This window comes from Frankia gtarii, assembly GCF_025403375.1.
Taxonomy (GTDB): domain Bacteria; phylum Actinomycetota; class Actinomycetes; order Frankiales; family Frankiaceae; genus Frankia; species Frankia gtarii.
In genome coordinates this window covers 1-9,966 of the sequence record NZ_JAMPTM010000240.1, presented here as the reverse complement: position 1 = coordinate 9,966, position 9,966 = coordinate 1, and the positions used below count along the sequence as shown (strand labels likewise).

5 protein-coding genes are annotated in these 9,966 nt (G+C 71.6%); 2 read left to right on the top strand and 3 right to left on the bottom strand.

From position 1 onward, the window contains the following. Positions 1-590 precede the first annotated feature (590 nt). A complete protein-coding gene (locus NBZ83_RS25330) occupies positions 591-2,414 on the bottom strand; it encodes a phosphoenolpyruvate carboxykinase (GTP) (RefSeq protein ID WP_261565047.1) in 1,824 nt (607 codons plus the stop codon). 363 nt (positions 2,415-2,777) lie between these two features. On the opposite strand from NBZ83_RS25330, the gene trhA reads away from it, so the two are divergent. Further along, a complete protein-coding gene (gene trhA / locus NBZ83_RS25325; protein WP_261565048.1) occupies positions 2,778-3,392 on the top strand; it encodes a PAQR family membrane homeostasis protein TrhA in 615 nt (204 codons plus the stop codon). Between the two features lie 52 nt (positions 3,393-3,444). Here trhA and abmR read toward each other — a convergent pair whose 3' ends face one another. After that, positions 3,445-4,035 carry an ATP-binding transcription factor AbmR gene (abmR, locus tag NBZ83_RS25320; protein ID WP_261565049.1) on the bottom strand — a complete coding sequence of 197 codons (591 nt, stop codon included), beginning with the start codon at positions 4,033-4,035 and terminating at the stop codon, positions 3,445-3,447. A 161-nt stretch (positions 4,036-4,196) separates the two neighbouring features. Continuing rightward, positions 4,197-6,227, bottom strand: a complete 2,031-nt coding sequence (locus NBZ83_RS25315; protein ID WP_261565050.1) for a thioredoxin domain-containing protein — start codon at positions 6,225-6,227, stop codon at positions 4,197-4,199. 469 nt (positions 6,228-6,696) lie between these two features. Between NBZ83_RS25315 and NBZ83_RS25310 the strand changes: the two genes are divergently transcribed. Beyond that, positions 6,697-9,873 carry a leucine--tRNA ligase gene (locus NBZ83_RS25310; protein ID WP_261575933.1) on the top strand — a complete coding sequence of 1,059 codons (3,177 nt, stop codon included), beginning with the start codon at positions 6,697-6,699 and terminating at the stop codon, positions 9,871-9,873. Positions 9,874-9,966: the final 93 nt, after the last annotated feature.

Genomic DNA, 9,966 nt, shown 5'->3' with positions numbered 1-9,966 from the left:
GTTCCGGGCAGGGGGCCGACCGAGAGCAGGGAATCGGGGCGATCAACGGACCCAGGTAACGCGAGTGCCCATCCGGCCGTGTACGGGGGAGCCGGAAGTCTTTCGGAAACATGGTCAGGCGGCCCGGCAACATCAGGAAATGTGGCTGGAACGACTCGGCCAGGGTGGATCGGAGGACCCGGGGCCGGACGGCCGCGTTTTCCGGCGGGCGGGCCGTCCGGATCAGTTCCCCGTGGACCGGCACTCACGCCCTCTTGACGGAAATCCACCGACCAGTCGGGGACATCACAGAAAATTCCCACGGCGACACGCACTGGTTCCCGTGGAACATGCGGGCTGGCGGGCGGAGCGGAGGCGGACCTGATTCCCGGCGAATGGTTACTGCCGGGCGTGTCCGTGCGGGCACTCGGACGCGTCCGCCGTACGCGGAAACCGTAACGAAGCGTGACTGATCGGCGGGGGCAGGCTGGGGCGGAGACAGACTGGCGCGGACGTCCGCGGCCGGGCACGAATTGTCCGCGGACGTGCGACGGCCCGCGTCGGGCGGAGGAATCGCCCGGCGCGGGCCGGCATGAAGCTGGGGTCGCGGGTCAGCCGTTGAGGCGGCTGACCAGGGCCTCGTGCTCGGCCCAGAGCTCGGCGGGAAGCCGGTCGCCGAACGTCTGGTAGTGCTCGGGGATCAGCTCGGCCTCCTGCTTCCAGACGTCGACATCGACCGTGAGCAGGGCGTCCAGGTCGGCGTCGTCGATTTCGAGGCCGTCGGTCGGCAGGGCGTCCCTGGTGGGCAGGACGCCGAGGGGGGTCTCCACGCCGTCGGCGTGCCCCTCGAGGCGGCCGACGATCCAGGCGAGGACGCGGCTGTTCTCGCCGAAGCCGGGCCAGAGGAACTTGCCCTGCGGGCTCTTGCGGAACCAGTTCACGTAGTAGATCCGCGGCAGCTTCGCCTGGTCGGCCTTCTGGCCGACCTCGAGCCAGTGGGCGAAGTAGTCGGCCATGTTGTAGCCGCAGAACGGGAGCATCGCGAAGGGGTCACGGCGCAGCTTGCCGATCGCGCCAGCCTGGGCCGCGGTCGTCTCGGATGCGACGATCGAGCCGAAGAAGACCCCGCGCCGCCAGTCGGGCGCCTCGGTGACCAGCGGAACCGCGGTCGCCCTGCGGCCACCGAACAGGATCGCCGAGATCGGCACGCCCTTGGGGTCCTGCCACTCGGAGGCGATGGTGGGGCACTGCCCGGCGGGGACGGTGAAGCGGGCGTTGGGGTGCGCCGCGGGCTCGGTGGACTCGGGGGTCCAGTCGCGGCCCTTCCAGTCGGTGAGGTGCGCCGGGGCCTGCTTGGTCAGCCCCTCCCACCAGATGTCGCCGTCGTCGGTGAGGGCCACGTTGGTGAAGACCGTGTTGCCCCACAGCGTCTTGATCGCGTTCGGGTTGGTCTGCTCGCCGGTGCCGGGGGCGACACCGAAGAAGCCGGCCTCGGGGTTGACGGCGTAGAGCCGGCCGTCCTCACCGAACCGCATCCAGGCGATGTCGTCACCGACAGTCTCCGCCTTCCACCCGGGAAGGGTGGGAATGAGCATGGCGAGGTTCGTCTTTCCGCAGGCCGATGGGAAGGCCGCGGCAATGTAGTGAACCTTACCCGCGGGCGACGTCAGCTTGAGGATGAGCATGTGCTCGGCGAGCCAGCCCTCATCGCGCGCCATGACCGACGCGATCCGCAGCGCATAGCATTTCTTGCCGAGCAGTGCATTGCCGCCATAACCCGACCCATAGGACCAGATTTCGCGGGTCTCCGGGAAATGGGAGATGTACTTCGTCGTATTGCACGGCCACGGAACATCAGCCGCACCGGGCTCAAGCGGGGCGCCCAGAGAATGCACCGCCGGAACAAAGAATCCGTCTTCACCGAGCTGCTCGAGCGCGGCCGACCCCATACGGGTCATGGTGCCCATCGAAATGACGACATATGGCGAGTCGGTGATTTCGACTCCGAGTGCCGAGATATGCGATCCGAGCGGACCCATGCAGAATGGCACGACATACATCGTGCGACCCCGCATGGAGCCCTCGAACAGGCCCTGGAGCTTGGCCCGCATCTCCGCCGGATCCATCCAGTTGTTCGTGGGACCGGCGTCGGCGGCCTGCTCGGAACAGATGTAGGTCCGGTCCTCGACCCGGGCCACGTCGCTGGGGTCCGAGGCGGCGTAAAAGCTGTTGGGACGCTTTTCGTCGTTCAGTCGGACCAGCGTCCCCTTCTCAATCAGGAGACTGCTCAGCCGGTCGAACTCGGCCTCCGATCCGTCGCACCACTCAACCCGTTCCGGCTGGGTGAGTTCGGCGATCTCACGCACCCAGGCGACCAGCCTGGCGTGCTTCGTCGGGGCCGCTTCCAGCCCCGGAATCTGTGCCGCGGTCGTCACAGCTCACACCTCCGGTCGAGTCGAACCCGCCGCGTTCTTTCCCCGTATGCAGGTGCCCACTTCAGTACTCGAACGTACTCGTTCACGCGCTGACAAAACCCGCGGTACAGGGGCAGTTCGAGGCCGCGTTCAGGATCATTAGACTGTACCGCGCGTTCCCCCCGCAGTCGCGCGATAGCGAGTGGACAGAAGCGTCGGATCCATCACGCACCGGTACGGACGGACCGCCGCAGGGTGACTCCGTCTCGTGGTTGCCGGAAGCCCCGGGTTATCGTCCTGGACGTGGCTTCCCTCACGCAGCAGCCCGCCGGGCCTCCGCAGGCGGACGGCCCCTCCCACCCCCGTGACCTGGTGCGACCACGCATGCGGGGATGGCTACATGCCGGCGCATTCCCCGTAAGCCTTGCACTGGGTGTCCTCGCTGTCGCCCTGGCCACCACGCTCCGTGCCCGACTGGGGATCGCGGTATATGCGCTGAGTATCGCGGCGCTGTTCGGAACGAGCGCGCTCTACCACCGCACGATGTGGTCGACGTCACGTGCACGTGCACGCATGAAACGCCTCGACCATTCAATGATCTTTGTTTTCATCGCCGGGACATACACCCCATTTGCCCTTCTTGCGATGCCGGAGCGGACCGCGCGCGTGGTCCTGGCGGTGGTGTGGGGCGGAGCGGGGCTCGGCGTGGCCATCCGGATGCTGTGGCTGCAATCCCCGCGGTACCTGACCGTGCCGCTGTACATCGCCCTCGGCTGGGTCGCCGTCTTCGTCATCCCGGAACTCGCCCACCGGGCCGGCATCGCCTCGATGGTTCTGCTGCTGGTCGGCGGCGTCTGCTACAGCCTCGGCGCGGTCGTCTACGCCACCCGGCGGCCCGATCCGGCCCCGGCGACCTTCGGCTACCACGAGGTGTTCCACGCCTTCACCCTCGTCGCCGCGACCTGCCACTACATCGCCCTGATGTTCGCGATCTACTAGGCCTGGCCACGTAGGTCCTGAACGTGGTCCTCTGGCTTCGGCGGCGAACACGTCAGTTGCCGGGGCCCTCGGAACGGATCTTCTCGACCTGCTCGAGGGCCTCGCGAAGCTGCCGCAGCCAGGTGTCCGAGTTCTCCCCGACCAGCCGCACGCACCACGCCAGTGCCTCGCTGCGGCTACGCGCCACCCCGGACTCGACGAGCGTGTCCAGCACCTGGCGCTCCGGTTGGCGCAGCCGCGTCATCACCGGGACGGACAGCACAGTGAACAGCTCGCCGGCCCCGTCGGCGGTCGCCCCCCACGCGACCTTGCGCCCATAGCGCCGCTCGGCCTCGGCGGCGATGGCGATCCGCTCGTCGCGGGTGCGCTCGCGGAACCACCGGATCCGGGCCGCGGCGTCCAGATCGCCCCCGGCCGACGACGTCACCTCCCCGGAGCGGGGCGCGCCAGAGTGGGGGGGATCTTCGGCGGGTATCTCCCCGACGACGGTGATCTCGTCCCGGTCGACGACCACGGCCGGCGGGCCGGTGAACCAGCCGGCGGGGACGTGCGCCGCGAACCAGTCCGGCGCGTCCTGCGCCGACAGGGTCTTCTCCGCCCGCTCCCCCGGCCTGCCGTAACCACGCCCACGCGGACCGGACATGACGAGTCTCCTCAGGTCCCCCGGCCGGACCCGCGGGCGGGCCCGACCTGCCGACTGGTTCCGGAGCCGTGGCCCCGCCGGGATGCGCGCATACACACCCCGGCGGCGCACCCGCCGACGATTACACGCTTACCAGGTCACGAATGAAAGTGCTCCCGCCCTCAGGTGGCAATCTTCACGCCGAGCTGACGCCGGACCTCCTCGGCGGAGTGCACGGGAAGCTCGCAGACGAAGTCCCGGCAGACGTACACCCCCGGGGCCCCCCGGCCGGCGACCAGCGGCCCGCTGGTGACCACGACGGCGCCCGGCGCGGTGCCCAGCCGGGCGAGCCGTTCCAGGGCCGGGCTGTCCACGACGGCGACCTCGGCCGGCCCGGCGAGCAGGGCCTCCGCGACCGCCCCGGCCCAGCCGGCGAACCGGGCGTCGCGGGACAGCAGCGGTGCGAACCGGGCCACGGTCTGCTCGGCGGTGGCCCGGTGCTCGGCCGAGGCGGTCAGTGCCGCGTAGGTGAGCAGGGCCCCCGCCACCGCCGCCTGGCCCGACGGCGTCGCCGAGTCCGAGTCGTCGCGGGGGCGGCGCAGCAGCGCCTCGGCGTCGTCGGCGGTGTCGAAGAAGCCGCCGTCCGGCGCCGCGAACCGGGCCCGGACCACGTCGAGCAGCTCGCCGGCCAGGGTCAGCCACTGCGGGTCACCGGTGACCTGGTGCAGCGTGAGCAGCCCCTCGGCGACGTCGCCGTAGTCCTCCAGCACGCCGGCGTTCGTCCCGACCCGGCCGTCCCGGCTGGTGCGGCGCAGCCGGCCGGCCACCAGATGGACGTCGCGCAGCAGCACGGCGGCGTCCTCGGCGGCGCTGATCCAGGCCGGCTCGTCGAGCAGCGCGCCGGCCTCGGCGAGCGCGGCGATCGCCAGCCCGTTCCACGCGGCGACCACCTTGTCGTCCCGGGCGGGCTGCGGACGGGTGGCCCGGGCGGCGGCGAGGGCGGCCCGCACCCCCGCGCAGCGGGCCGCGTCAGGCGGATCCGCCGGAAGCTGCAGCACGGACGTCCCATGCTCGAACGTGCCCTCGGCGGTGACGCCGAAGATCTCCGCTGCCCAGTCGCCGTCCTGCGCGCCGAGGACGGCACGCAGGCCGGCGGGCGTCCACGAGTAGCTCGCGCCCTCCTCGGGCTGCGCGTGGGCCGCCGCAACGCCCGCCGGGACCGCATCCGCGTCGAGCGCCGAGGCGAACCCGCCCTGCGGGGTCCGCAGGTCGGCGAGCAGGAACGCCGCGGTCTCCCGGACCACCCGCTCGGCCAGCGGCGCGCCGGTGGCACGCCACAGGTGCAGGTACACCCGTAGCAGCTGGGCGTTGTCGTAGAGCATCTTCTCGAAGTGCGGGACGGTCCACGTCGCATCGACGCTGTAGCGGGCGAAGCCGCCGGCGAGCTGGTCGTACATGCCGCCGCGGGCCATCCGCTCGCAGGTGAACGCCACCATCTGCAGGCTCTGCTCGTCGCCGGTGCGGGCGGCGTGGCGCAGCAGCATCTCCGCGACCATGGACGGGGGGAACTTCGGCGCCCCGCCGAATCCGCCGTGGCGCGCGTCGAACCGGGCGGAGAGCCCCGCGACGGCGGTGTCCAGCAGCTGCGGGGTCAGCTCGTCGGCGACGCCGGACGTGGGGCTCGAGGCGAGCCCGGCAACCGGGCCGCGGGCCGCCGCCTCGGCCAGCCGGCGGGCGATGTCGGCGCCCGACTCCTCGATCTCCGCCCGTCTGGTCTGCCAGGCGGCGGTGACGGCCTCCATGACCTGGCGGAACGAACCCATGCCCGGCCGGGGCCGGGGCGGGAAGTAGGTGCCGGCGAAGAACGGCTCGGCGGTCGGGGTGAGGAAGACCGTCATCGGCCAGCCGCCGTGACCAGTGAGGGCGACCGTGACGTCCATGTAGACGGAGTCGACGTCGGGCCGCTCCTCCCGATCCACCTTGATGCTGACGAAGTGGTCGTTCATGTAGGCGGCGGTGACCACGTCCTCGAAGGACTCGTGGGCCATGACATGGCACCAGTGGCAGGATGCGTAGCCCACCGAGAGCAGCACGGGCACCCCGCGGCGGGTCGCCTCCGCGAACGCCTCCGGGCACCAGGGCCACCAGTCGACGGGGTTGTCCGCATGCTGGAGCAGGTACGGAGACGTCTGCTCCGCCAGCTTGTTCGGCACCGGGCAACTCCTCAGGGTCTGGCGTCGCCCGGGTCTGTGGAGCCCCGGGTCACTGGGCTATGCAACCAAAGCGGCGGGCGGCTATGCCCCCACCCGTGCCTCGGCGCGCCGACTGTGGCCATCGGCACCCCCAACCGACTCCGGGTGGCTGAACCGCGCCGCGCCCCCGACTCCAATTATCGATGCATGAACGGGAAGATCATCCGGTCCCCGGGGCGGTGCGGGCGGCTCGGGCAGCCCGGTCCGCTCGTGGCGGCGTGCGGTCGGAACCGGGTTGTGCGGCACCGGATACGCTCGGAGGAAGGCCCGATCCCCGCTGCTGCGCTTGCCCGACCGTTCGCCGTCCACTCGCTCGACCGCCGTCCGTCAGGCCGCCGTTGCGCCGCGAGAGCGGTCGATGGGTCGTCGCGGGTACTCGGACGGGTCATCGAAGGGTCGGAGTACCAACGAGTTGGGATGGCACCAGCGAATGAGTGAGACGGCCGAGCACGGCACCGGCGCCGCGAACGCCACGGCATCCCCGTCCGGCGCCACGCCCACCGCCGGAACCGGCGACGATCCGGGTTTCCGCTACGACGCCCGGCTCGCCGCGGACATCGAGCGCCGGTGGCAGCGACGGTGGGCCGACGAGGGCACGTTCAACTCCCCGAACCCGGTCGGGCCGCTTGCCGCGGGCTTCGACGAGGTCGCCGGGCGCGAGCCGTTCTACATCATGGACATGTTCCCCTACCCCAGCGGCACCGGCCTGCATGTCGGGCACCCGCTCGGGTACATCGGCACCGACGTGTTCGCCCGTTACCAGCGGATGTCCGGCCGCCACGTGCTGCACCCGTTCGGCTATGACGCCTTCGGCCTGCCCGCCGAGCAGTACGCCATCAACACCGGCCAGCACCCGCGCACGACCACCGACGCCAACATCGCCAACATGCGCCGGCAGTTGTCCCGGCTGGGGCTCGGTCACGACACCCGCCGCGAGATCGCCACGACCGACGTCGGGTACTACCGCTGGACGCAGTGGATCTTCCAGCAGATCTTCAACGCCTGGTACGACCCGCAGGCCGGCCGGGCGCGGCCGATCGCCGAGCTGATCGCCGAGTTCGAGGCCGGGACCCGCTCCCCGGTGGCCGGCCCCGCCGCCGGCAACACCGCCGTGTCGGTCGACGCCGTGCGCGCCGCGAACCCGGCGGGCCTGCCCTGGACCGAGCTGGACCGGGTCGCCCGCCGCCGGGTCGTCGACGCCCACCGGCTGGCCTACATCTCCGAGCAGCTGGTCAACTGGTGTCCCGGGCTCGGCACCGTGCTGGCGAACGAGGAGGTCACTGCCGAGGGCCGTAGCGACATCGGGAACTACCCGGTGTACCGCCGGCCGCTGCGGCAGTGGGTGCTGCGGATCACCGCCTACGCCGAGCGGCTGGTCGCCGACCTCGACCTGGTCGACTGGTCGGATTCGATCAAGCAGATGCAGCGTAACTGGATCAGTCCGAGCGATGGCGCGAGCGTCGAGTTCCCCCTCGTCCCCTCCGGCCCGGCCGATGCAACCGCCACGGCCACCGGTACCACCGGTACCACCGCCCCGGCCCCGCGCATCGAGGTCTACACCACCCGCCCGGACACCCTCGCCGGGGCGACCTTCCTGGTGCTCGCGCCCGAGCATCCGCAGGTCGACGCGCTGGTCGCCGATGCCTGGCCGGCGGGCACCCCGGCCGCCTGGCGTTTCCCGGCCGGCCGCGGCGCCGCTGCGGGCACCGACACCGCTGCGGGTACCGACACCGCAGCGGGTACCGACACCGCAGCGGGTACCGAGGCGGCTGCCGCCGACCCGGCCTGGACGCCGCGCGCCGCGGTCGAGGCCTACCGGGCGTTCGCGGCGCGGCGCAGCGACCGTCAGCGCGGGGAGGAGATCGACCGCACCGGCGTGTTCACCGGCGCCTACGTCCGTAACCCGGTGGGCGGCGCGGAGATCCCGGTCTTCCTCGCCGACTATGTGCTCGTCGGCTACGGCACCGGCGCGATCATGGCGGTTCCCGCGCACGACGGCCGCGACTTCAGCTTCGCGCGGGCCTTCGGCCTACCGATCCCGGCGGTGCTGGCGCCGAACGAGCAGTGGTACGCCGAGTACGGCGTGACGCCTGGCGCGCCGCCGTCGGCCTGGCCGGACGCATTCGGCGGCGAGGGCGCCTACCTGCCCGCCCCGGCGGGCGCCCCGGTGCTCACCGGCCTGGGCAAGACCGATGCGATCAAGACGACCGTGCACTGGCTGGAGGACGCCGGTCACGGCCGGTTGGCGCGGTCCTACCGGCTGCGGGACTGGCTGTTCTCCCGGCAGCGCTACTGGGGCGAGCCGTTCCCGATCGTCTTCGACGACGACGGCCTGCCGCACACCGTCCCGGACGAGCTGCTGCCCGTCGAGCTGCCCGAGATGACGGACTTCCGGCCGACGGCGATGGCCGAGGACGACGCAAGCGACCCGGTGCCGCCGCTGGCCCGTGTCGCCGACTGGGCGAACGTCACCCTCGACCTCGGCGACGGCCCGAAGCGCTACCGGCGCGAGACGAACACGATGCCGCAGTGGGCCGGCTCCTGCTGGTACCACCTGCGTTACCTGGACCCGACGAACACCGAGCGGTTCGTCGACGAGACCGTCGAGCGGTACTGGATGGCGAAGCCGGGCGCGGCGGCCGGCGACGGCGGCGTCGACCTGTACGTCGGCGGCGTCGAGCACGCGGTGCTGCACCTGCTCTACGCCCGGTTCTGGCAGAAGGTCCTCTACGACCTGGGACACGTGTCGTCCAAGGAGCCGTTCAAGCGGCTGTTCAACCAGGGCTACATCCAGGCCGACGCGTTCACCGACGCCCGCGGGATGTACGTCCCGGCGGCCGAGGTGACGGCGGGCGGCGACGGCCGGTTCACCCATCAGGGGGCGCCGGTGGACCGTCGCTCCGGGAAGATGGGCAAGAGCCTGAAGAACAGTGTCAGCCCGGACGAGATGTACGACCGCTTCGGCGCCGACACGCTGCGGGTCTACGAGATGGCGATGGGCCCGCTCGACGCCGACCGGCCCTGGCACACCGACGACATCGTCGGCTCGCACCGGTTCCTGCAGCGGCTGTGGCGCGCGGTCGTCGACGAGAGCAGCGGCACGGTCGCCGTCTCCGACGAGGAGCTGGACGCCGAGGCCGCCCGCATCCTGCACCGGACGATCATCACGTTGGCGGCGGAGTACGCGGGTCTGCGGTTCAACACGGCCGTCGCCCGGCTCATCGAGCTGACGAACTTCGTCTCGAAGCGGTACGGCCAGGCCGCGGCGACCCCCCGAGCCCTCGCTGAGCCGCTGGTCCTGATGGTGGCGCCGCTGGCCCCGCACATCGCCGAGGAGCTGTGGGCCCGGCTGGGGCACACCACCTCGGTGAGCCGCGCGGCCTTTCCCGCCGGCGACCCGGCGCTGGCCGCCGAGCCCGAGCGGACCATCCCGGTCCAGGTCAACGGGAAGGTGCGGTTCACCCTTCGGGTGCCCGATGGTGCCGCGGAGCCCGCGATCCGCGAGCTGCTCACCGCGCATCCCGACTACGCGCACCAGACCGAGGGCCGGACGATCAAAAAAATCATCGTCGTCCCCGGCCGCATCGTGAACATCGCCCTGGGCTGACCCGCCCGGCAGGCCAGACCGGCAGACCGGACGGTGTGCGGTGCCGCCCCCGCTCAGCTCCCGCCGGGGCTGCCGGGGGCGGGCGGACCGGGC